The sequence below is a fragment of the Streptococcus loxodontisalivarius genome (assembly GCF_016908645.1).
Taxonomy (GTDB): Bacteria; Bacillota; Bacilli; order Lactobacillales; family Streptococcaceae; genus Streptococcus; species Streptococcus loxodontisalivarius.
Map to the genome: position 1 here is coordinate 1 of NZ_JAFBEH010000024.1, position 24,858 is coordinate 24,858.

21 protein-coding genes and 1 tRNA gene are annotated in these 24,858 nt (G+C 41.4%); 4 read left to right on the forward strand and 18 right to left on the reverse strand.

The features are described 5' to 3' along the window. Positions 1-235 precede the first annotated feature (235 nt). The 17 genes from JOC28_RS06260 to JOC28_RS06340 all read right to left on the reverse strand — a co-directional run bounded on the left by JOC28_RS06260 (position 236) and on the right by JOC28_RS06340 (position 20,757). Positions 236-1,468 carry an aminoacyltransferase gene (locus tag JOC28_RS06260; protein ID WP_205009819.1) on the reverse strand — a complete coding sequence of 411 codons (1,233 nt, stop codon included), beginning with the start codon at positions 1,466-1,468 and terminating at the stop codon, positions 236-238. Positions 1,469-1,581: 113 nt separating this feature from the next. Continuing rightward, positions 1,582-2,595 carry a UDP-glucose 4-epimerase GalE gene (gene galE, locus JOC28_RS06265; RefSeq protein WP_205009820.1) on the reverse strand — a complete coding sequence of 338 codons (1,014 nt, stop codon included), beginning with the start codon at positions 2,593-2,595 and terminating at the stop codon, positions 1,582-1,584. A gap of 88 nt (positions 2,596-2,683) precedes the next feature. Next, the gene (locus tag JOC28_RS06270; RefSeq protein WP_205009822.1) at positions 2,684-3,349 is read right to left on the reverse strand and encodes a DUF4956 domain-containing protein; all 666 of its coding nucleotides are present in this window, start codon (positions 3,347-3,349) and stop codon (positions 2,684-2,686) included. A gap of 30 nt (positions 3,350-3,379) precedes the next feature. After that, a complete protein-coding gene (locus JOC28_RS06275; RefSeq protein WP_205009823.1) occupies positions 3,380-4,117 on the reverse strand; it encodes a polyphosphate polymerase domain-containing protein in 738 nt (245 codons plus the stop codon). Beyond that, on the reverse strand, positions 4,104-5,885 hold the full coding sequence (locus JOC28_RS06280; RefSeq protein WP_205009824.1) for a CotH kinase family protein: 1,782 nt from the start codon (positions 5,883-5,885) through the stop codon (positions 4,104-4,106). The genes JOC28_RS06275 and JOC28_RS06280 overlap by 14 nt, the downstream gene beginning before the upstream one ends. A 21-nt stretch (positions 5,886-5,906) precedes the next feature. Next, positions 5,907-7,385: an exopolysaccharide Pel transporter PelG gene (pelG, locus tag JOC28_RS06285; RefSeq protein ID WP_205009825.1), complete on the reverse strand. Its 1,479-nt coding sequence runs from the start codon at positions 7,383-7,385 to the stop codon at positions 5,907-5,909. After that, on the reverse strand, positions 7,385-8,785 hold the full coding sequence (gene pelF / locus JOC28_RS06290) for a GT4 family glycosyltransferase PelF (protein WP_205009827.1): 1,401 nt from the start codon (positions 8,783-8,785) through the stop codon (positions 7,385-7,387). Before pelF ends, pelG begins: the two co-directional genes overlap by 1 nt. 51 nt (positions 8,786-8,836) lie before the next feature. Further along, a complete protein-coding gene (locus tag JOC28_RS06295) occupies positions 8,837-10,666 on the reverse strand; it encodes a DUF2194 domain-containing protein (RefSeq protein WP_205009828.1) in 1,830 nt (609 codons plus the stop codon). A gap of 5 nt (positions 10,667-10,671) precedes the next feature. Then, the gene (locus JOC28_RS06300) at positions 10,672-11,580 is read right to left on the reverse strand and encodes a hypothetical protein (RefSeq protein WP_205009829.1); all 909 of its coding nucleotides are present in this window, start codon (positions 11,578-11,580) and stop codon (positions 10,672-10,674) included. A 10-nt stretch (positions 11,581-11,590) separates the two neighbouring features. Next, positions 11,591-13,705, reverse strand: coding sequence for a hypothetical protein (locus JOC28_RS06305; protein ID WP_205009830.1), 2,115 nt, complete (start codon positions 13,703-13,705; stop codon positions 11,591-11,593). 306 nt (positions 13,706-14,011) lie between these two features. Continuing rightward, on the reverse strand, positions 14,012-15,370 hold the full coding sequence (locus JOC28_RS06310; RefSeq protein WP_239548899.1) for a DUF4832 domain-containing protein: 1,359 nt from the start codon (positions 15,368-15,370) through the stop codon (positions 14,012-14,014). A 530-nt stretch (positions 15,371-15,900) separates the two neighbouring features. Beyond that, entirely contained in the window at positions 15,901-17,964 is a 2,064-nt protein-coding gene (metG, locus tag JOC28_RS06315) for a methionine--tRNA ligase (RefSeq protein ID WP_205009860.1), read from the reverse strand. Between the two features lie 135 nt (positions 17,965-18,099). After that, positions 18,100-18,423, reverse strand: a complete 324-nt coding sequence (locus JOC28_RS06320; protein ID WP_205009832.1) for a hypothetical protein — start codon at positions 18,421-18,423, stop codon at positions 18,100-18,102. Continuing rightward, a complete protein-coding gene (locus tag JOC28_RS06325) occupies positions 18,420-18,737 on the reverse strand; it encodes an NAD(P)H-dependent oxidoreductase (RefSeq protein WP_205009861.1) in 318 nt (105 codons plus the stop codon). Before JOC28_RS06325 ends, JOC28_RS06320 begins: the two co-directional genes overlap by 4 nt. A gap of 53 nt (positions 18,738-18,790) precedes the next feature. Further along, entirely contained in the window at positions 18,791-19,717 is a 927-nt protein-coding gene (locus JOC28_RS06330; protein ID WP_239548900.1) for a DMT family transporter, read from the reverse strand. Positions 19,718-19,729: 12 nt separating this feature from the next. After that, positions 19,730-20,557 carry an SDR family oxidoreductase gene (locus JOC28_RS06335; RefSeq protein WP_386701548.1) on the reverse strand — a complete coding sequence of 276 codons (828 nt, stop codon included), beginning with the start codon at positions 20,555-20,557 and terminating at the stop codon, positions 19,730-19,732. Positions 20,558-20,667: 110 nt separating this feature from the next. After that, positions 20,668-20,757 (reverse strand) — tRNA-Ser (locus JOC28_RS06340). A gap of 141 nt (positions 20,758-20,898) precedes the next feature. On the opposite strand from JOC28_RS06340, the gene tehB reads away from it, so the two are divergent. Both tehB and JOC28_RS06350 read left to right on the forward strand, forming a co-directional pair. Then, on the forward strand, positions 20,899-21,768 hold the full coding sequence (gene tehB / locus JOC28_RS06345) for an SAM-dependent methyltransferase TehB (RefSeq protein WP_205009835.1): 870 nt from the start codon (positions 20,899-20,901) through the stop codon (positions 21,766-21,768). A gap of 351 nt (positions 21,769-22,119) precedes the next feature. Then, on the forward strand, positions 22,120-22,758 hold the full coding sequence (locus JOC28_RS06350; RefSeq protein ID WP_205009837.1) for a deoxynucleoside kinase: 639 nt from the start codon (positions 22,120-22,122) through the stop codon (positions 22,756-22,758). Between the two features lie 30 nt (positions 22,759-22,788). Here JOC28_RS06350 and JOC28_RS06355 read toward each other — a convergent pair whose 3' ends face one another. Then, positions 22,789-23,112, reverse strand: coding sequence for a DMT family transporter (locus JOC28_RS06355; protein WP_205009839.1), 324 nt, complete (start codon positions 23,110-23,112; stop codon positions 22,789-22,791). Between the two features lie 144 nt (positions 23,113-23,256). On the opposite strand from JOC28_RS06355, the gene JOC28_RS06360 reads away from it, so the two are divergent. Both JOC28_RS06360 and JOC28_RS06365 read left to right on the forward strand, forming a co-directional pair. After that, positions 23,257-23,871 (forward strand): DUF975 family protein, encoded by a 615-nt coding sequence (locus JOC28_RS06360; protein ID WP_205009840.1) that lies wholly within the window; start codon positions 23,257-23,259, stop codon positions 23,869-23,871. Positions 23,872-23,986: 115 nt separating this feature from the next. Next, entirely contained in the window at positions 23,987-24,814 is an 828-nt protein-coding gene (locus JOC28_RS06365; RefSeq protein ID WP_205009841.1) for an exodeoxyribonuclease III, read from the forward strand. Positions 24,815-24,858 lie beyond the last annotated feature (44 nt).

The following is a 24,858-nucleotide window of genomic DNA, read 5'->3' on the forward strand; positions in this document are numbered from 1 at the left end:
TGAGTGCAAAAATCAGATAGTAATCTCAAAATATCTACTGTCTAAAAATTATTTTCTCTTTAAAGCATTGAAATACTTGACAATTGGTAGAAAATTAAGAGGACAGGGACTTTTTGCCCAGCCTCTTTCGTTTTTTAGAGTCGCAGGGATTAAACGTCGATAGCTTCTTTTCTGCAGCCCTACTTTGATATCAAACTCTACTTGATGTTATTTTTCAAATATTTTACTGAGTCACTCATCTTCCCAAGAGTTTTTTGAGACCTTGAATCAGTTTGTATTTAACTGGTCTTGGGTAATAATGGAAGGTTCCCATCTTACGGACAATGTAGCCGTTGAAATTCTGCTTAAAGCGAAGAACACCGTCGCTACCGTCAAAGATACCTTGAATGCCCAAGAAAGTATAAAAGTTAATACCACGCTTAATACTTTCAAGCATGACATGCTCTTGAAGAGCAACTGGTGCGTAGAATTTATTGAATTCAGTAAGCGAACCACTGAAGAGATAGACCGCTTCTTGTGGTGTGTAGATGAAGAGGCTGGCTGCCAAGTTGACGTCTTCCTGACCGTACTGCTCCAACAAATCATTGGCCTCAGCCTTACGAACCTCAAAGGTCTCAAACTGGTGTTTCAACTCTTTTAGCATATTATGTTTTTTACATGAATTTGACCCAGCAGCTAATTCAGCTTCGATAGCATCGATACGTTCCTTAAGTTTATCTTGGTCCTTAGTCAAATTGTCAAGATAATCTTGGAAGTTGATGCTTGCTACCATAAACTCAGCCTTATCACCAAAGCTATCATAGAAAGCTTCATAGTAATCTAAAGGCTTGTCCTCATAATCACGACGCTCTGAGGTTGATGAGGTAATGTCTTTGAATTGACTGAGTTCATCACGTTTAAGCTTGCGCAATTTAATTCCGAAGGTCGCCGTCTTATTTGCCAGCGGACGCCCTTTTTTACTGTAAGATTTGCGCAGCGATTGTGCCGTCAGACCTGTCAAATCCTTGACATAATGCCAATCTGGCTCACCACCTGGATAGCCTGTCTGCAGCCCATCATGGCTGTAACCAAGTTTCGTAAAATCAGTAATCAAGTGCGGCTTCTCATCGTCATTTGGATTGCCATCACTATCAAAGGTCTGGTAGGTGTCATAAGGCTTAACCACAAGCTCAAGCGCCCCCTTAGACTTGGCATAGCTCTGCAGAGCCTGATAGAAGTCTGGCAGATATTTGCTATCAGTTGAGGCAGGACCTGAGTTGATTTCCATACGCAGACCACCGGTCATAGCTTGCGCATACAAGACTGCTAGTACTTGCAACTTACCATCTGTTTCTAGACCTAGATAGGTCACTTGGTTGCCACGTTTTTCAAGGAGAGTTCCCATTTCAGCTGTCTGCATGAAGGATGCAATCTGCATATCCTGCAAGGCTTGATCATAGGTTTCCTTTGTTAATTCTTTTAGTGTCATGATAGTCTCATTTCTTGTCATTAGTCTTATCTAGTATATCAAAAAGTTAGGAAATTCCCAAAAGAGAAGCCAAAAAGAAGAGACTAGACTTACATCTAATCTCTGAAGGTCTTTTATTTATCATACCCATTTGGATTTTGGCTTTGCCATTTCCATGAGTCGCGCATCATGTCGTGTAGGTCTTTTTGGGCTGTCCAGCCGAGGACTTCTTTTGCCTTGCTAGCATCAGCATAGCAGGTTGCGATGTCACCAGGGCGACGTTCCTTAATAACATAAGGTACAGCAACCTTATTTTCAGCTTCAAAGGCTTTAACTAGGTCAAGGACGCTATAGCCATTTCCTGTACCGAGGTTGAAGATGTGCGTTCCTTTTTCAGTCAAGTTGTGCTTAAGGGCCAGAGCATGTCCGTTTGCTAGGTCAACCACGTGGATATAGTCACGAACTCCTGTCCCGTCTGCTGTGTCATAGTCATCACCAAAGACAGAAAGCTCTGCCAATTTTCCGACAGCTACTTGCGTGATGTAAGGCATGAGGTTGTTTGGAATACCGTTTGGCGCCTCACCGATTAAGCCACTCTCATGGGCACCGATTGGGTTGAAGTAGCGGAGCAAAGTTACTGACCAGTCAGCATCTGCCTTGGCAAGGTCCATCAAGATTTGTTCCATCATGACCTTAGTATAACCGTAAGGGTTTGTTGCTGATGTTGGCAAGTCTTCTGTCAATGGTGACACATTGTTCATGCCATAAACTGTTGCACTTGATGAGAAGACGATTTTCTTAACGCCTTGTTCCTGCATCACTTCCAATAGGCTGATTGTTCCTGTGATGTTGTTGTGATAGTATTTCAATGGCTGAGCTACTGACTCGCCTACGGCTTTAAAGGCAGCGAAGTGGATAACTGCTTCGATGTCATTTTCCTGGAAAACCTGGGTCAAGAAATCTTTATCCAGGATACTTCCTTGGAAGAAAGGAATCTCTTTTCCTGTGATTGTTTTCAAACGGTTAAGCACCTCTGGTGAACTATTTGAAAAATCATCTACCAAGACCACATCGTAGCCAGCCTTAATCAATTCTACACTTGTGTGGCTACCGATAAATCCAGCTCCACCTGTTAACAAAATTGCCATAATATTATTCTCCCTTGTCAATATCTCTTATTATAGCAAAAAAGCGACAGTAAATCGCTTTTTTTACTTAAATTTTACTACTTTTTAATTATCCGTGATATTCTCCATTGTATTGGATAAGAGTGACATCATCTACACCTTCCAAGGCTTGAATTTTATCTGTAAATCCAAGATTTTCATCTTTACAGAAGACTTCCACAGATATCTCAGTTTGTCCTTTACGGCTGGTCTTAGATTTGACGAAATACTTCATTTTACCAAAGCTTTGAAGAATAGCTTCTTCTGAAGCCTGATCGCGATAGTGGATAACGGTGATGTATACCTTTCCAGCTTGTTGGTAGTAATAAAAGGCCGCAAACAAACCAGTCATAACCAGCGCAGCTAGGATTGCCAAAAGATACATATTAGCTCCGACAGTAATCCCCGTCGTGATCGCCCAAAAAATATAGAGCAAATCCATGGGATCCTTGATAGCTGTACGGTATCTGACGATAGATAGGGCACCGACCATACCAAGTGAGATAACAATATTTGAACTAATAGCCAAGGTTACCATACAGGTCAGGATAGTCATCCCAACTAGGGTAATGGCAAAGCTTCTTGAAAAGACAACTCCTGTATAGAATTGACGGTAAATCATGTAGATGGCAAGTCCCATAAGGATTGAAATCGCCAAGGCTAGAATAATCTGCCAGATGTCTTCACCAGTGTATGAACTGACGAAGGATTTTTTCAAAACGTCTTGAACACTCATTTTTTTCTCTCTTCTTTTTCATTGTGAGTCTTACTTAGACCCGTTTTCATACCAATAGTTATTGAAACTGTGTTTGTAGTTAGATTTGTCATAGCAGAGCACATATTTGGAAACGGCTGTGTATTCAGTTGCGTCAGCAGGTACGATTGCCTTAACAATATCTGGGTAGAACTCTGTGTATTTGACTTCCATGACCAATTTATCCTCTTCGAGAACTTCTAAGGTTGGCAAATTGGCATCAAAAATATCAAAGCTACCTACTGCTGCTCGGACATTTTCATCAAAGGTAACACGAACTGTTCCCGCTTCAAGAATCCATGGTTCACGTTCATAGTCAACAATGGTCCTTGGACGCATCTGATTTGTCACGCATTCGACATAGAATTCCTGACACAATGGATGTGGGCTCTTAAGCAAGAACTGATAATCACCATCCAAAATCTTGTAGAATTCTTCTCTGGTCAGCGGAGCATCTTCCTTATAGATATAGGCTCCATGCTTACGCTTACGTTCGAGCTTAATCACATCATCTGTGAAATTATAGATGCGAATGCGATACTTTTTACGCATGAGAATACCAGCTTCTTTTTCCTCGTAGGCGCTGTTCCAGTAGTCATCAAAGTAAAGACTTCGAATCGTATAGCTACGCTCCTTGACATGCTTGTCCAGATGAAGAATATCCTTCAAACGCTGTCTAATCAAGGTTTGGTCCTTTTTAGAAATCAGGTACTTCTGCTCATGACGAAAGGTTTCTTTAGTTACTTTCATGTGTATCCTCTTTAATCGAACCATCGCTGTTTACAAAGAATGATTTAACACCAGTAACTTTTTGCGAATCCGATGTAACATAGTAATCAAAGGCATACTGTGATTTTCCAGACTCATTAGTAGCCTTGACCCTTACATAGTATTGACCCGCAGCTGGCAAATTAGTAGTTACTGAAGTTAAACTGATATTTTCTTGCTTAAAGATAGTTGTAGCAAAATTATAATCGGTTGAAACTTCAACAGTATAAGTAATATCTTCCTTATCAAAATCATAAGAAGCATCCCAAGAAAGTTTCATTTTACCAGCTGCTTTTGTTGGGGTTCCAATAAAGAATGGCATTGGTTTCTCAAAACTATCATAAAAGGATTGTCTATTTTGATTAATCTCACTAGGTAGACCATCTAGTACTTCCTGATACTGTGTTGAAGTAACACCCCAATACTGGTTATCAGGTTGACTAGTAAGATAAGGTTTAACAACACTTGATAATTCGGTTGAAAGACTAACAACCTTCGTATCTGTTATATAATTATTACGAAGATCTTCAACAGCTGCTTTTAATTCATTACGGAAGCTTTCAGTTTTTAGAGCACGTCTAAAGAGAAGATTTCCCCAATAATTACTAATACCTGTTTCCCAGTCTGCATCACCTAATTTACCTCTTATTTTATACTCGTTCGCAAATAAAGAACCATCATTATCCCAAGGGATGAAATACCAGCGTTCTGAGTTAAGCGGGCTATAGAGATACATATTACGACTCTGCGTATCATGATTTCCCATCAAGATATTGAAGGCCATCCAGTAGGCTAGATTGGTTCTATCAAGATTCTCATCTAAAACCTCATCAAAATCAAGAGAAGAATTATTAACCTTATCAATCAAATCAATCAACTTGGTATGATCATCTGATCCTTTAATTTCAATTTTTGCCTCGAAAGCCTCTTTATCATAGTCAGAATCGCTAGTCAATTTGATATCATCATCTTCATAAAATTCAAATTCATTAATCTTATAGAGTTGACCACTGGTATCTAGATTATGAGCCTTTTTACCTGCATTATTGAGCTGTTCAACCTGTGTATAGAGACCGTAGTCAACAAACTGATCAGGTGTCGAACTGTTAGGATCTTTAACATAGAGATGAACAAACTCTGTTCGCAGACTTAAAAGTTGCGGGATATCTTGTAAGAGGGTGTAGGCCATCATATTTCGAAAGCGTAAGCCATCAGTTTGGTGCTTATTAAGGTTGATAGTGGTTTGACCATAGTAGGTTCCCTTGTCACTCTTAATGGCAATTTTATAGTTCTTTTGTACATTTCTACTAGATGACTGACCACGTACTTGTACTGTTACGTTTGGTGTCTGTGCATCATAGCCAAGTGCTCCAGCTGTTGGACCATTCTCATCACCGACTTGTAGGATAGCATTAACCTTATAACGTGCCACACCCATCTTCTCGTAGTCATAGACAGACAAACCATTGACCTCTGACCAGGTGTGGTTAGTATTATCAGATTGAGTTCCAGAGCCAATTGTGAGGTACATGGTTCTAACATCTGTTCGACTTGTTGTCTCGTAGAGGGCTGAATTATCTGCTAGATGATAATTTTCATCATCATAGGTGTTGACTTCTTTTTTATTTTCAGTCGTTGTATTTTTAGTGCTTGTTGATTCTTGACCTGTCAGGAATTGCCCCAGCATGATCAAGACGACGGTGGCTAGCAAGAGTCCGAATACCGTCCATAAACTTTTATTTCTTCTCATTTTAACTCCTTTGAGTCACAGTTATTTGGCGCATTTTGCCCTGTGGACTTCTCCTACTTTTTGGTTCAATCGCTGAGCTAAATGATGGAAAAAACCATTCTTTTCTTCTTCGACTAGAGGAACTTTTCCCAGGAATTGGTAAAGCACTCGGTGATTCAAATCTTCCATCTGCAGCCACATCATCATAAAGTAGAGGGCATTTCCAATCAAGAATCCAAATCCAAAGAAAACGGGATTGGCAAGTAGGAAGAAAAGTGTTGCTAGAAGGGTTGAACTGGCAAATAGCAGAGCTCCTTTAAAGCTACCAGTCATATTACCAAAGTACTGACTCGATAGATTGATAACATTGGCAATTCCATAAACGGCGTAAGATACACAGAGAATTCTAAAATAACCATTGATGGTATTGTTAAAACCAAGTGGCAGAGCTGAAAGAACAACTGTTCCAATTGAAATCATTACCAAGGTTACCAATAATTGGATCCAGACTGTTCGCTTCAAACCTGAATTGAGGCAGTCCATCATTTCCTTCTCTGCTTGTCTGAGCTGAGTCAGACTTGCTCCACGACTAAAGCTAGTATAGTAATGTCGATAGGCCTTATAGAAATCAACCTCCAAGGACACAATGAAACTAATCGTCGTTGCAAGCATGGTCAGTGAGGCAAGAAAGACCGTCAAATCATAGTAGGGTGCAATGTAAAAGAGCCCCTTGACCTGTTGTCCAATTGGACTAAACCAGATAACAACGATATGACCAATCAAACCAACCTGAGTCAGAAAACCGCCCAAAGCCAACTGCCAGAAATCATCAAAGTAGGTAAGGAAATCAAAGAAGTGTTCCCAGTGGATTTCCTGTGGAAAATGACGATAAAGCAAGATAGCTGCTAACAAATTGAAACCAGCGTAGCCCATTACAATCCCGCAAAGAACTGCCATAACAGCTGGCAACTTAATCAAAAGAAAGAGGGCACCCATGAGCAAGGTGATGACAATCGTCAGCCCGAAGGCCTTCATAATCCCTAGATAGTCCTTGAGGACGGTCAAAAAGTTCATGGCATTCCAAGATAGAAGCAACTCACAAAAGAGCAGCCATGCTAGCAGACCATAGCCAAAACCGATACCTGATATAAGGATAAAAATCCCATAAATACTAGCTCCAAAGAGGACAAGGCTAATTTGACTTCCCCAAAAGACAGTCAGGAGATGACTAAGATCTTTTTGAAAGAGCTTATCAGAGACAAATCGGGAAATAACTGGTGCGGATAAACCGTTAAACAACATAGACGCTAGCATGCCATAGGTCATGATAGCAACCATGAGATTTCGGTCAGTGATATGAAACTTAGCCACTTCTGCCAAGGCATAAGCCGCAATCAGAACCATCTCTCCCAAGATAAGTGGCACTAAGGTCACGATACTCGCATAGGAGAAGGCACGAATTTTTGACTTATAAGATTGTTCCTTGACAATTTTATTAATGGCAAATCCAATCCCTGCCATCAACTCACCTCCCGATACATCTGACGATACTGCTCAATCATTAGTTCATACAAATAGTAAGTTTTGGCACGTTCTTGTGCAACTTCCCCCATTCGCAAACGGAGCTGACGTGACTGGCACATCTTCTCCATGGCATGAGTCAAGCCGAGGCGGTAAGTCGGTGGCACACAATAGCCTGCCACACCAAAGTGGTCATCCTTACTTCCTTCAAGCAACTCACGACAACAGCCGACTTCAGTCGTCACACATGGACGACGCGCAGCCATTGATTCAATAACAGATAGAGGCTGGGCCTCTGAAATACTGGTCAAAATGGTAAAATCGAGTTTTTCCATATACTGAACGACATCAACCTGACCTGTGAAAATAACATTTTGAATCTGCAACTGATCGATCAGATCAAGACATTCTTGGTTGTATTCTTCATCATCGACAGCACCCATGATATGCAGGCGAGTCTTAGGATACTTTTGAGAGAGCTCATAAAAGACATAGAGCATGGTCTTGATATCCTTGATCGGTGCGATACGAACAACAGCTCCAATATCAACCCAGCCATCTTCTTCCTTGAGAGGAATATTGGCAAAGCGGTCATAGTGGATACCGTTTGAAATGACACGGCACTTCTCGATGTCGCAGCCCACTTCTTCCTGGATATACTTGGCTTTAGTATAAAGACTGGTTACGATTTCTGCACGGTCATAGATTAGGTTTGACAGCATATAGAAATAGCGAATCCATTGACGCTTCATGCTTGGTACAACCCAATCAGAACGTAGGATTTCTTCTTCACGCTCGCGCGTGTAAATGCCGTGCTCTGTCAGAAGAACAGGAGCCTTGTGCTGATAAGCACCCAAAGAAGCTAGAAGCCCTGCATAGCCAGTCGCAATGGCGTGATAAGCATCTGCCTTTGGAATATCCTGAGTCATCAGATACAAAACAGTTAACAACATTGAGCGTGTTGAGTGGAAAATATCCGCAAAAGACTGCTGATTATGACTCTCTTCAACATACTCGGTTAAGAGTTGTAAGAAGACATCACTCTCTAAAAATTGCATAGGGTTGACCTGACGTCGATTGAAAATATCAAAAAGAACATCCCAATCAGGTGACTGACAGGCAATCAAGGCCTTGAGTTCCTTTCTCTCTTCCTGACTGAACTCAATAAGGCTCTCTTCCCCACGCGCTACTGACAAGGCACTGTCTAGAAAGATTTCCTTGACTTCAACAACGTTGTCAGCTAAATCGTATTTAAATTTTCCTTTTAAGCTTTCATTAGCACCAATGGTAACCAGCACAAACTCATGCTCAGTCATTTCATTGATGTAATTATGCATCCAAGAGGAGACGCCACCATGGACGTAAGGATAACATCCTTCTAAGATTAAACAAATCCTCACTTGATTTCCTTTCCATTTCTTAGGTGGCTTTGCAACCACTTACTACTTATCTTATTTGGTGCGAGCAATCGTCACCTTTTTATTTGTTGCGCGAAGCAGATAGAGATTTCCTTCGATTTTCTCCAATTCTCCACCAGTCACCTTACCAACCTCGCCATCATTGATTCTGATCATGAAATAAGCCTCATCAACTAGGTGATCAATCTTAAAGGTAAAGTCATCTTCGCTAACTGTTTTGACAACATTGACGCTTGAGAAACGCTGAATAGAACCACCCATATCAGACTCAGTTTGATTACGAATCATAGGCGCAGCCTTATAAAGCCACTCGTACTGGTTAGAAAGATTTTTGTACATTTTTTCCCAACCTAGCTTGGCACCACGTTCAACATCCAAAGGATCATCAGGGTGAACAAAGTGGTGACTGACCAAGTGAAGGTTCAATTCAGATACCATGGTCATCTTGATATAGTCATCAATAACCGTACCAGATGAGATACGTGGTTCTTCGACAATTCCATCATCTGCCACACCAAATTCTTGAGCGTACTCATGACCCAGAGTCATGTAGCTAGAAGCAATAACTCGAATCTCTGGATAGTCCTTGGCTAAAAGCTCACGCGCTTCTTTTGACAAAATATTTGACGGTGGAACATAGACAGAAGTCTGTATGCCTGGGAAGAGGTAATGCGTAAAGTCAACCAATTCATCCAAGGAAGACTTCATAGCTGCTTCGTTCTTCCATTTTTTATAGGTAAATTCACCATTGTAGTCCACATAAGGAAGACTGAGAGGCTGGTGATTGTAACCGTGATAGCCAATCTCACCGCCCATCTGCAAGAGCTGATTCCCAAAATAGGTAAAACGAGAGGTGTCATCCTGACGGGTCTTGCTGCCTGAAGTATCGTCCTCATAGTTTTCAATGATAACACCCGTATAGTGAAGACCATATTTATCAGCCAAATCAACCATATCTGGCCACCAGATATTGGTATAAAAATCAGAGACAGACATATTGTAGTCACGTGAAATATAAGTGGCATCACCACTTGGAACTGGCGATGGAAAATCATCTAGGGTAAAGGCAGATGAATTGATAACAGGATAGATTCCCACATCAGTTAAGAGTGAGTATGAGGCTGCATAGAAACCACGCATAGCCTGTTCATAAATCCCAAAGTTATCAACAACGACGCGACCTTGTCCCAAATCATAAGTCCAGACCAGTGGAACCTTGGAACTATCAGCTGTTCTCATATAAACCTTGGCATCTTCTGACAATCCAACTGACCAAGCCGAATCATAACCATTTTCAACCTTATAAGATTGACCACTACCCAGCATAAAGCCTTTTTCGATATAGACTTCCTTAACTTCCGCATTGGCATAGGTTGAAGTATCAATCCCAATCTTTTGTTCAATAAGACCAGCAACTGAATCTTTCTGAATCGTCATGGCGAACATGATATTACCACCATTTGAAACCCAGTCCATAATGGTCAGCATCTGGTCTCCTAGTGGCTCGATATTTGGTGTTAAAATACTAACCGTCTGATAGTCAGTCACTCCAGGAAGAGATTCCTTAGAGATATCCACATAAGTCGTCGCTACACGCATATCTTCAAAGATTTGCTTGAAATTTGACAAGGCGGAAGCTGAGTTTTCATCCGTTGAATCATAGATAGCCAAGTTAGTTGGTGTTAGATTTTCCAAGGATTCTGTCTTGGTGATTGCCTGTTTTTTATCCAAGAGATAACTTGTCGTGTCTTGAGTTTGGTACTGAATCCCCTTACGTTCTAAAAAGAGAACTAAGGAGAGCACCATCAGAATGGCAAAGACGACCAAGAGCCCTGTAAATCGATAATTTCTTTTCTTAAACAATGGCATCATCCTTTCTGACTTTGGATTAGACTGTTGACAAAACTTCTATTCTCCGAAGAGAAATAAACATGCTGAGCTTTAATCTCCTCAAGATAAGTTGCTAGCTCTGCCTGATTATTTTCCAGATATAACTTCTGCAGTGAAATCAAGCAGGTCTCCTCATCAAAAGGATAGAGCATTTCCATACGAATCAAGAGACTAGCCAGACCATCACTATTACGATCCTCAAGTAAGAAATTCGCCAGAGTCAAGAAGAAGCGTTTTTCCGTAATACGTCCCTGTTGAATCAACTGCTGCACTCGATCGATATACTGCTGGCGCAGCTGTTGACCATAGTGACCCTCTGCAATGTGACTGTTTATATAAGACTCCAAAAAGTCCAAGTAGGCAATTTGATTTTCATAGCTGGCATCCTGCTTGGCCTGACGCTCAAGATGATGAAGCTTACCATCGTACTTAGCCGTCAACTCAGAGAGGATAGTTGTAGCATAATGGACCACCTCCACATCGTCATTAAGACGAGCTGTGTGGAGCAAGGAAACAAAACGCTCTGGTGACTCGAAGATAACATCGATAATCAACTCACGTCGAATTCCAGAACTATTGATAAGAAGCGCCTCTCGAAAGGGGACGATATGATTGATCGCAAACTCAGAAAACTGCTCCTCTTGGACTTCAACTACTTCTTCTGTATCAGCCATCCAAGGAATAACCTCTTCAAAACGCAATTCTTTTCTGGTCAAGAGCTGTCCACGCTCACCTGTAATCCAAAAGACAGCTACAGCTCCCAAAATAGGAAAGAAAATCAACAAGAGCATGAGGTAGGTATCCAGATAGAGATTTCCCACATTGACACGATGCAGCGTATAAGCCACTAAAATCACATGCAGGAGCAAAAAGATAACAATTAACATCCACGCCTCCTTACTGACCAGCCAAGCTCTCTAAACGAATTTCATCAGCCAAATCATCAATCAAGCGTTGAGATGATACTGCAATTCCTTCCTGAGCTAATCGTTTTTGCCATTCCACTAAGGATAAATGGCTAGCGCTTGAGACTAGAAGAGCTAAGTGATTACCAACTTGACCTAAAGTCTCAAAAAGATCTAGGCTGTCGCTTAAAAGAGAGACTGCTTGAAGATCACTGCTATTCACATCAAGCATCAAGACCTGATAACTACCGCTGAGTTGAGCTTGTCTTTGAAGCGTTAAGATTTTCTCTGCAAATGAGGCTTCTGACCAAACGATTTTCTGCTCATCCAAGAAGGTCAAACTATGGCTCGCTCTAAAATCAGACTGTTCAAAGCTCTGCACCGCAATCGTTGCCATAACGCTAAAGAGATTTTGGTGATAGAGATTTTGATGAGCCATATCTACTTGATCAATCACAAGGAGATAAGACTCTTGGTCGTTTTCTAATCTCATCATATAGTTAGGATAATCCGAGCGCATACGGTGGTTAATCCAGACTGACTTGTTATCTAATTCATCCAAAAGGTGACCCGTATTGGTCAACTCTAAACTATACTGCTCATCAGACATAGCATAGAGGGGTTGCGTCAGACTCACGCGTTCTCTAAAAAGGTAGATTGAGTGAGTTTTAAAACGTTCTTGAAAGGCTGCCATGAGATTCAAGACAAAAATATCCTGATATGGCGTATTGAGAGAGCTAATCAAGTGCTGGGCTTGACCATAACTATCTTCCTGTCCTAAAATCTGATAGGCCAGCTCACGTTTTTCATCTAAGAGGTTCTTAGAAAAGTCTTGCTCTGTCTCCAACTGCTGGCTAAGGTCTTCTTTTTCAGCTGTCAGCTGATCAATTTGATTGATTTTTTGATCCTTAACAGCGCTAGCCACCATCCCAGCAATCAGATAAATCATATAAGGAAGCCAGTTCATCGGTTCAAAGAAGAGGGTAGCGAAACCATCTCCACCGAGAAGCGATTGTGTCAAGTAACCAAGAATAGCTAATAGCGCAGCCATGATTCCAAAAGGTGATCCAAGTAAAAGGCCAGCCATCAAAATCATGATAAAGCGATAATCAATCGCATTGGCGTAAAATTGCCCACCCAGCCAGTAAGATAAGCCTTCACTCAAAGCAAAGAGGAATACTAAAACTAAGATCTTAACCGTGTTTGTCTGCAAATCTAAGCGGTTGAGCAGGGAAATGGTCGAAACCTTTTCCTTTTCTTGACCTAGCTCGCCAAGCAGATAGACTTCATTTGGAAGAACGTCAATATCATCCAAAACAGAAACTTGCGGGAACCAACCATACCAGTCCTTCAAAGGTGAAGCCTCTGAAGTCAGTTCAATCAGATCCTCCTCTTCTCTACAGAAAGTCTCTAAATTCAATGAGACACCTAAGAGATTTGATAAGTGTAAAAGCAAGGCCTTGTAACTAATTGCGAAGCTATTTTCTATCTTAAGATCTGACTCAGGCACATCCTCCCAAGAATCAACGATTCGATAGACTAATTTCAACAAATCGTGATGAGCTACATAAAAAATTGGCTGCTCGGGGTGATAAAAACGACTTGGTTCCCTGTGACCCAACAACTCTAAACAAAGCTCGTGCAGGCTATCTCCTGACAAGTCAGGGTCGTATAAGAAGAAGCTGGTTAAAACCTTGAGATCAAATCCAAATTGACTTGCTTTCAAGTGACAGAGGTCCAGAGCATTTTGCAGTGCTAGACTACGAGAAGATTTTTGGGTGAGATCCAGCTCAGGACCAGTCACATAAAGAAACTTAACCTGCGGATGCTCCTCCAAACTTCCCAAAAAATGTTCCAAATTCTGCAAATCACCCAATTGCTTACCTGCTGCATTGAGAGAGTGGGATAAATAAATAATCGCCTCAATATCGAAGGTCTCAATCAAGCGGCCAAGATCCATCGATGGTTTATAGGCGATTTCAGTGATTCCTCTGATCTTTGAAGCTTCCTTTAACTGCCCTAGGACTACGATGCGACGATGTTGAAAAAACTCGCTTAATTCCTCCCCAGTTATATAACGAGTATCTCCTGTAACTAAAACTGTCATCTATTTCTCTTCCTTTTGTGAAAATACTAAAGTTTTTATGAATATTTCATGACTTAAGGTTAACAAAATATTACAAAAATGTCAATTTGTTGGAAAATTCTAGCTTGTACTTCTTATATGCAAATACCTTGATAATACTGACTTTCTTTCTAGTATGGCAATAAATTTAAAATGATTTTAGATTTCAAAGGTAATTTTCTGAAAAATTTTCTATGTATATTACATACACCATCTCATTATTGTCAACAATAGTTTTAATTATCTAACTAAAAAAGAAGAGACCATCTGATCTCTTCTCATTTTTACTTAAAATAATGTTGGATCTGTGCTGTCTTCTTGCCCTGAAATACTGAGTTTTACAGCAGGTTTATCCGTCATTGGGTCAATAATAGCAAGTTTCAACTGCCCTCTCAAATGTCCACTGGCATCAAAGAAACAAGCTGGAAGCTGTGTTTTGACTTCCTTAGTCTCCTGTGGAAGTATCTCTCTCAGGTCCATATCAATGGTCTGCTCTGCGATGGTCTTTCCTTTCTTATTAACCAAGCTTAACTTAACCTGCCAATCCTTATAAAATGGCGCCTGCCCTGCATTTTCCCAAGTAAGACTGACTTGGCTTGATAGGAGACTATGGGTGAGACTGGCTTTTGAAATCCAGAGCCTGTAGCCCATATCTCCCAAAAGTTTTTCATAACCTGACCAGCTCCCTGCTACTTCTTGGGCAACCTGCGGTCCTAAGAAGGTCGTGTGAGACTCCTTGACCAGTTGCCTAGTATCTTCTAAATTGGTCACCAGTAAGGTCTTCATGCTGGTCGAGCTGGTCAACTCCCCCCCAATAGGTGCTGTCTTCCAAGCATCAGGCATAGGACTGAGAACCTCTTCATCGGTCTGATTATAGGTTCCACCATTTTGAATCCAGTCCAACCACTCCTTGGTATCTTCTGAAGCTCCTGCCATATCATTATAGAGCCCCATTCCTTCTTGAGCTGCGATATCAAATGGACGACGCATTAGAAATTGACTTCCTGAAAAATCGGCGTTCAACCAAGGAGTCACAAAATTTTCAAGCTCTGCCATTTTAGGAAGTTCCCTTAAGCCAGCGGCGGTATTGACATGCCACTCACCCCAGTGTCCTACACCACCGAGCTCAATATAGGACAGAAAACCGTCCTGTCCCCAACGCTCTGCCATTGCCTGGACAGCTTTTTTATAGTAGCTTTGCAGGCTGTCGTCAGCATAATTTGGGGAAAATCCCTTCCCATAGGATGTGCTGTACCAGTCACCTGGATCATCCATGCTATCATAGAGCCAATCAGGAATATCCTTATGCTTAGTATCTGTCGGATAATCTAGGATAAAGCGAAACACGGCATGCTTCCCTTCTGAGCGCCAGCGGTCAAACTGATTCTCCTCCTCGATACTGGACCAATCATAGTTGCCTTTTTCAGGTTCAAGCTCTGCCCATGTCACATCTACATAGACCAGTTCAACATCACTTCTAAGCTCTTGATCAGTAGCCTGCGGTGCATAGCCCATGAGGGCATTTCCCGTAACTTTACTAGAGTAGTCAAAAGTCACCTTCTGACTACTACGCGTGGTCAGACCATAGGTTAACCCCAGACCACCACACACCATTAAAAGTGCTCCAAATATCACTTTCTTCTTCATTACTCTCCCTCTAACACCCCATACGGTGACATTGACCTATATTATAACAAGCTAAGAATAAGAATACAAGGTTAGAACACAAACTCTCATAAATACAAAAAATCTGAGATTAGGATCTCAGATTTCTGGTTGAAGACAAAGTCTTTTTTCGATACTTTCCTTAAGTGATGTCGGACGTCAGGTGAAATCATCCAGTGGATGATTTCAGGTATCAGTGGAATTCCATTTGAGCCTCTTCGCTTTTTAGTTTCAAGGCTCAGACCTGAAACAGTCCACTGGACTGTTTCACTCTCAAATATTCCGAGTGTAAGAAATGCCTATATAAAAGCATTTCTTACACTTTCATCACGGCGGAAGTATCAGTTAAATGCCTAAGACAGTCTCCCAGACTGTCTTAGCACTCCGCTCGCATGAAATCGGTCATTTATTTTAAGTAAGCAGAGCTTTAATTTAAAATTTTATTGTAAACTAGGTTTGTCTACATTCTGAAGTCTGAGATTAAATCTCGGACTTCCGCTTTTTAGACAATCCTACCCAATCACACTTCCATTCGGTACGCTTGGATCTACTGTCAAAACTGTCAATTTGCCGTCGTGTTCTGCTGAGAGAATCATACCTTGGCTGACATATTTTTTCATCATTTTACGTGGTTTGAGGTTGGCAACGATTTGGAGTTTTTTACCGACCAATTCTTGTTCATTTGGATAGAACTTAGCGATTCCTGAGAGGATTTGGCGGTCTTCTCCGTCACCTGCATCTAGGCGGAAGCGCAGCAATTTGTCAGAACCTTCCACTTTTTCCACTTCTTTAACCTCTGCGACACGGATTTCAACAGCGTCAAAGGTTTCAAACTTGATTTCTTCTTTTTCTGACTTGAGTTCGACCTCTTCTGGGTTCCACTCTTTCTCAGCAGCAGGCTTGCCAGCTGACATTTGTTCCTTAATATAGGCGATTTCTTCTTCCATATCTAGACGTGGGAAAATAGGTGTCCCCTTAGCCACGACAGTGATATCAGATGGAAGACCTGCTAAGTCAAGATTTACAAGATCAAAGCTTGCGCCTAGACCCAATTGTTCCATGATGGCATTTGATGTTTCCATCATGAATGGTTGAATGAGGTGAGCTGACACGCGTAGGCTTGCTGCCAAGTGGGCCATAACAGCTGCTAGAGCTTCCTTGTCACCATCTTCCTTATCCAATACCCAAGGTGCTGTCTCGTCGATGTACTTGTTGGTACGTGAAATGATTGCCCAAACTGCCTCCAATGCTTTTGGATAGTCAACATCATCCATGTGTTTGTGATAGCTTGCAATATTTTCAGCAACAACAGCCGCCAAGTCAACATCGAAGTCTGTCACATTTTCCACGTAAGTTGGAATCTGACCACCAAAGTATTTATTAATCATGGCAACCGTACGGTTAAGCAGGTTTCCAAGATCATTTGCCAACTCATAGTTGATACGGCTGACATAGTCTTCAGGTGTGAAGGTACCATCTGAACCAACTGGAAGGCTACGCATGAGGTAGTAGCGAAGCGGATCAAGTCCAAAGCGCTCTACCAACATTTCTGGATAGATAACATTGCCTTTTGATTTAGACATTTTACCGTCTTTCATGACAAACCAACCGTGGGCAACAAGACGATTTGGCAATGGCAAGTCAAGCGCCATCAAGATAATTGGCCAGTAGATTGAGTGGAAACGAAGGATATCCTTACCAACCATGTGGTTAATTTCTGGGTTAACAGTGAACTCCCAAGTCTTACCAGCTTCATCTGTCCATGATTTTGTCACAGTTTGACCCAGCCAGAACTTGTCAAAGTTAGCATGATCAACTTGACCGTAACCAAGTGCTGTCGCATAGTTGAGAAGGGCATCGATCCAAACATAGACAACGTGTTTTGGATTTGATGGTACTGGCACACCCCATGAGAAGGTTGTACGAGAAACCGCCAAGTCTTCCAAACCAGGTTCGATGAAGTTTTTAAGCATTTCGTTCAAGCGACCGTTTGGACTGATAAAGTCTGGATGTGCTTTGAAGAAAGCTTCTAAGTCTTTTTGGTATTTGCTGAGTTTGAAGAAATATGACTCTTCTGAAACCAATTCAACCTCGTGACCTGATGGTGCGACACCACCGATGACATTGCCTTCATCATCACGATAGACTTCTGCCAACTGGCTTTCTGTAAAGAATTCCTCATCAGAAACTGAGTACCAACCTTGATATTCCCCAAGATAGATATCTCCTTTTTCAAGTAGGCGCTCAAAGACTTGAGCAACTACTTCTTCGTGGTAATCATCTGTTGTACGGATGAATTTGTCATATGAGATATTCAAAAGTTCCCAGAGTTCCTTAACACCAACAGCCATGCCGTCAACATATGCTTGAGGTGTGATACTTGCATCCTCAGCCTTTTGTTGAATCTTTTGACCGTGCTCATCAAGACCAGTCAAATAGAAAACATCGTAATCCATGAGACGTTTGTAACGTGCAAGAACGTCACAAGCAATAGTTGTGTAGGCAGAACCGATGTGCAATTTACCTGATGGGTAGTAAATTGGTGTCGTAATGTAGAACGATTTCTTTTCAGTCATAAAATAAGATACCAAAAGCGCAGATAAGTGGTCTGATAAAGACTGCTCAGCCACGCTCATTTCCTTCCTTTTCGCGCTAATGAAACGCGTTATTAACAATTTATTATAGCATAAAGAAAAAGAATATTGTAGTCACTATAAGAGACTAAGTAGCAACAATCCTAAACTCAAGATCAAAATCAAACCGAAAAACAAGAGACAGGCTATCTTATAAGCTAGTGGATTTTGTGGATTTAAACCTAGTCCATAACCAATTTCTCTAGGAATCCAAAAAGCTTGCCCAAGGCTCTGTTGACCTCTTTTTGATAAAAGTAAGAGACCATAATTGAGAAAGAATGCCCACAAGATAGAAACCACTAATAAATCAACTCCAAGTGAGCGATTCAAGAGCAAGCGAGCAAGACAGAGACCTATGATAAACAGGACAGAACAAGCATTTAAATAATAATATTTTTTCATAAAACACACCTAACTAGCTTATCGTAGAGAATGGACTTACTCCTCGAATCATACTCATCCAAAGAACGACTCATCGAGTCCAGAAGATTCTTGACAGGACCTGGAATGGCGTGGATGTAAACAGGCGAGAAAATCCAGATTAGATCTGCTGCTGCGATTTCTTGGCGAATACGAAAGATAGGATCTGGCGTTGGAAACTCAATATCTTGTTTCATAAGCGGTGTGTCAGCGTAATCAAGATAGGCAACTTCAATCTCTGGATTGAGCGCTTCTTTTGCTAGCTGACTATTGAAACCCTCCTGAAGAAAGAGAATCTGTGATAACTAAGATTTTCGTGTAAAAATACTCTTTCTAAAAGTTGCTTGTATTAATCAGAAGACAAGAGACTATTGGCAATAATTCCCATAACAATCAAGGCAATTCCTAGCCAGCCAAGTAGATTTGGCCAAGCGTCTCCCAACAACAAACAACCAAAAATAAGGGTGAAAATCACTTCACCTGCCTGGGTCGCTTCAACGACTGCCAGTTGTTTATGATTGTCCTTGACGAGATTTGTCGCTTCAAAGAATAAGAGCGTCGCAATGACTCCTGAAAAAAGAGCAACAATGATAGACTGTCCAACTTGAGACCAGGTCGGTAAACCAACTCTTATCAGTGCAGCTATGGACAGGCAGAGCCAGAAAGGCATTGACATAAGTGTCATGCCATACACCCTTTGACTGGTTGAAAGGCCATCTGATTTGGTCAGCGCCAGCATTTTTCGATTTCCCAAGGGATAAGCGATAGCTGCCAGTATTATGCAGAGCAGGGCAATCAAGAAGCCATTCCCTAAACCATAATAAAGATAAGGCAACTGAATTAGGAAAACACCTAGCAAGATAATCAAACTCATCATGATATTTTTAACGGGGATAGACTTACCAAACAAGGGCGTCAAAAGCAATCCGCACAGTATGGTCAATTGCCAGCTAGTAGCGATAAACCAAGATGACCCATATAAGGAAGCTAGGGTCAGTGGCCCATAAAAGAGACCAAAACCAACCGTTGACCAGATTAACCAAGACTTGGGACGCTTTTGAATCGTCTGATAAACCGCTTGAGTCTGCTCTTTCGGTTTTAAAAAGACAAACAAAATAGGAAGTGAAAAGAGATACCTGAGACTGGCTGACCACATCCAATCTCCCCCATCTAGATTCATACTTCTATTGAAAATAAAGGTAAAGGCAAAGAAGAGAGCAGCTAAAACACCATAAACAAGAGCTTTAACCAATTGATTTTTTGACAAAGACTTCATAAAAACAGAATCCTATTTCCAAACGTCTTCTAGGCTGATTGGTTTACGACCCAAGACACGTTCGATGTCAGTTGAAAGCCCTGCTTGTTCTCCCCTTTTGATAGCTGTATAGGTTGACACCCATGAATCGTATTCCCACTGCTCAGCAGGCCAAACCTTGCGTGATTCGTAGGCTTCTTCTACCGTTTCGTCGATGTAAACAAAATTTTGACTCTCAATCTTGTTAATACGAGCAACAATTTCTTCCATATTTAGGTCATCTGGACCAGTCATATTAAGGGTTTGATTCTCCCAGTTCTGCGGTTGGGTTAGAATTTTGCTAGCGACAGCTGAGACGTCACGTCGAGAAACAGCGGAGCATTTACCAAGACCCGCAGGACCCTTGATTTCGCCGTATTCCTTAAGCATATCTAGGAAAAATTCCAAATAAAAATTATCTCGGATAAAGGTGTAAGTGAGCCCCAGGTCCTTGATATGTTTTTCTGTCTTAGCATGGTCACGCGCCAAGGTGAAAGTTGAATCGTCCGCTGCATTGTAGAATGATGTGTAGACGATATGTTTGACACCTGCCTCCTTAGCTGCATCCACAAAATCCAAATGCTGCTTAACACGTAGAGGATTCTCCTTGGCAGAGACCATAAAGAGGACGTCCACTCCAGTCAGCGCCTGACGGACACTTTCTGTATTTTCATAGGCTGCTTGATAGACAGTCGCACCTTCTAGTTGAGGTGCACGCTCAGGGCTGCGAGCCAAAAGGCGAGCCTTGAACCCCGCCTCTGATACCGCGCGAGCCACCTGCCCACCAAGATTTCCAGTCACACCAGTAATTGCAATTTCCATAGTCATTCTCCTTAGTTTTTCTTATTATAGCAAATAGCAGAGCTTCTTTCAGAGATTTGGTGTGGGAAAACAAAAAAGCCGAGGATAACCTCAGCTCTAATGTCTTATCAAGGAGGATGTGGGATTCGAACCCACGCACGCTTTTACACGCCTGACGGTTTTCAAGACCGTTCCCTTCAGCCGGACTTGGGTAATCCTCCATTGCCTATTTAGTATATCAGAGCTTTCTATTAAATGCAAGTGTTTTTTCAGATTTTTTTAGAAAGAAACTTGCAAATAGCCCTCCAACTTCTATTCCTTAATATGCTATAATGAAACTATCTGATATTGGAGGAAAGAAGATGACAAGCAAAAATCTTGTTTTATATAAACGTATGCCCAACTGGACTGGCGAAACTATGCCTGAGGCAATCAAACGCCGTCATAATACTAAGGTCGGCACTTGGGGCAAGCTAACTATTCTCTCTGGCGAGCTCAAATTCTATGAGATGACTGAGGATGATCAGATTACAGCCGAGCATATCTTTACCAAAGATAGTGACATTCCTTTTGTTGAGCCACAGGCTTGGCACAAGGTTGAGGCTTTGACTGATGATTTGGAATTTTATTTGGAGTTCTACTGTCAGTTAGAAGATTATCTCAACAAGAAACACGGCTGGACGAAGACCCACTCGGAAGTCATCGAAGCAGCTCCGCTATTGTCCCCCAAAAGTAAGATCCTGGACCTGGGCTGTGGACAAGGGCGTAACTCTCTTTATCTCAGCATGCTGGGGCATGATGTAACTTCTGTGGATGCCAATGGGCAGAGCCTTGTCATGTTAGAAAATATGGCTATGGAAGAAGATATTCCTGCCAAGATTGACTGGTATGATATCAACGAGGCAAATATTACCGATACTTTTGACTTTATCCTGTCAACAGTGGTCTTTATGTTCCTTGACCGTGAGCAGATTCCTCATATCATCCAAGACATGCAAGACCATACAAAAATCGGTGGCTACAATCTGATTGTCTGCGCCATGGATACTGAGAACTATCCTTGCCCAATGCCATTTAGCTTTACCTTCAAAGAGGGTGAACTTAAGGACTACTACAAGGATTGGGAATTGGTCAAATACAATGAAAACGTCGGTCAACTTCACAAGGTCGATGAAAACGGCAATCGTATCCAGCTTCAATTCGCAACAATGTTGGCTAAGAAAGTTAAATAAACACTCAAAAACCAAGTCTGACCTGGTAAGTTAGACTTGGCTTTTTAAGTAACATCACCTTGACTCCTACCACATATAGTGCTATTATCATTTAGCTAACACTAGATATGAGACTTGGACAGTAAAACGATCTGGAAGATCCTTTGGCATTTCAATACAGAAATTCGATTTTGTCGGTATAGTTGACATTGCCCGTCCAACGGATTTTGTATCATTTTATTTGAACACGGGACTAAAAGACTAGTGAAAAAGATGAGCTGGCTAGAAAATCTAGATTTTCTGCCATCTCCCTATTTTCATACGCCTTTTTAATGCCCTTTGTATCATTAGTTTTGGAGGTATGTAACTATAGTGATTATACTAGCAGGCATGATTGGTGTCGGTAAGACGACTTATACATCACAGTTGGCTGAGGTTTTGGGGACTCAAGCTTTCTTTGAACCTGTAGATAACAACCCTATTCTTGATAAATATTATGAGGATCCTGATAAATACGGCTTTGCGCTACAGATTTATTTCCTCAATAAACGTTTTAAGTCCATCAAAGAAGCCTACAAGGAAAACAATAATATCCTAGATCGTTCTATCTACGAGGATGCTCTTTTTACCTATATTAATACCTTACAAGGTAGCATCAGTCAGGAAGAGTACAATATCTACCTAGAGCTTCTTGAAAATATGATGGAAGAAATTTCAGAGCTACCTAAGAAGGCTCCAGATCTTCTTATCTATTTGGACGGCAGCTTTGAGCACATCATGTCAAACATCGAAAAACGTGGGCGCTCTTATGAACAACCAACTGCTGAGAACGGACTCTTGGACTACTACCGTCTCCTCCACAGCCACTACCAAGGCTGGTATGAAGACTACGACCACAGTCCAAAGCTCCGCATTTCAACAGATAACCTAGACATCAATAAGCCAGAGGATTGGGATAAGGTTTACCAAATTATCTCTGAAAAAATGGCAGAGCTGGGCTTGGAAAATTAAAAGAGAGTGGAAACTTTTTCCACTCGTTTTCTAGTGTCCACTGCCATAGAGATTGACGATAACAACACCGACCAAGATAAGAGCGATGCCAAACAAAGTCATGAGATTGGTCGATTCTTTCCAGAGATAGATGCCTAAAATAGTCGTCACTACGATACCAACTCCAGACCAGATGGCATAGGCTACGCCTAGATTGATTCCTTTCAAGACTTGTGAAAAAATCAAAAAACAAGCGCACAAGGTCAGAAGCGCAGCTATTCCCAAAGCAAGTTTGCTAAAGCCCTGCGATGCTTTCAAAAGGCTGGTTCCGATAATTTCCAATAAAATAGCTAGTGCTAGGTAGATATAAGTCATGATGGCTCCTTTGATAGATTAAAACTATTATAAATGATAAAGATCACTTGTACAAGCTGGAACTGAGTCATTATTTTATGGAAATATTGACAATAATTATGACATTATGTTATAGTTTTTTTATTATTTTTTAAGGAGAATTTTATGGAACGTCGTGCTTTAAAACAAGCCGCAAAAGAAAAACTTGTAGGTAATTGGCTCTGGGGTGTTGGAATTAGCCTTATCACTCTTCTGGTTTCACTTTTTATTAGCTTTATCAGTTCAGGACTAGGTGGCATTCTAAATGGTATCCTCTCTGCAGGTATCATCCTTGCTATGTTGCACCTCATTGATAATCGTAAAGATGATAACATCTTCTCTGCTGCTTTTTCAGGATTTACAGAAAATCGTATTTTACCTGTATTCTTGACTAGCTTACTACAATATATCTTTATTGGACTTTGGTCTCTATTACTTGTTGTACCAGGTATCATCAAATCTTATTCTTACGCTATGTCACTATATATCGTTGATGATTTGAAACGTCAGGGTCGTGAAGTAAAACCTACCGAAGCTATCACTAAGTCTCGTCGCTTAATGGATGGACATAAGATGGAACTCTTTATTTTTGACCTTAGCTTCATTGGTTGGTTCATCCTTGGATCACTTGCCTTTGGTATTGGTACACTTTGGGTTGGTGTCTACTACTATGCAGCAAAAGCTGAATTCTATCGTGAACTCGCAAATCAAAATCCTTCAATCATTGAAGAAGAATATTAGAATATCTAAGATACTGGATCAAGGTCCAGTATTTTTATTTTCAATCCCCATCCTCGCTTACTCATGCGATTTTTGATAAAATGGAAGGCAAATATCACTTGCAAAGGATAAAACGATGAAACTTATCTCATGGAATATTGATTCCCTCAATGCTGCTCTGACCAGCGACTCGGCACGCGCTCTGCTATCTCGTGCGGTAATCGACACCTTGGTTGCGGAAAATGCTGATGTCATCGCTATTCAGGAGACAAAACTCTCAGCCAAAGGCCCTACCAAAAAGCACTTGGAGATTCTCGAGAGCTACTTCCCTAACTACAAAAACACTTGGCGCTCATCGGTTGAGCCTGCTAGAAAAGGCTACGCTGGAACCATGTTCCTCTATAAAGAAGAACTTGACCCAGTCATCAGTTTTCCTGAAATCGGTGCCCCTTCCACAATGGACAGCGAAGGCCGCATCATCACCTTGGAATTTGACGACTTTTTCGTGACCCAAGTCTATACTCCAAATGCTGGTGACGGTTTGAAACGACTTGCTGACCGCCAAGTTTGGGACGACTGCTACGCAGACTATCTAGCAGAGCTTGACAGTCAAAAGCCAGTCCTTGCCACAGGTGACTACAACGTTGCCCACAAGGAAATCGACCTTGCCAACCCATCAAGCAACCGTCGTTCACCAGGATTCACCGATGAAGAACGTCAAGGATTTACCAACCTCCTTGCCAAAGGCTTTACAGATACCTTCCGTCATGTTCACGGTGATGTGCCAAATGTCTACTCATGGTGGGCACAGCGCAGTAAAACTTCTAAAATCAATAACACAGGCTGGAGAATCGACTACTGGTTGACCTCAAACCGCCTAGCAGACAAAATCACCAAATCAGAAATGATTAGCTCAGGTGATCGCCAAGACCACACCCCAATCGTCTTGGAAATTGATTTGTAAAATAAAAAGAAAATCTAGTTGAGATGAGTCAGCTAGATTTTTTG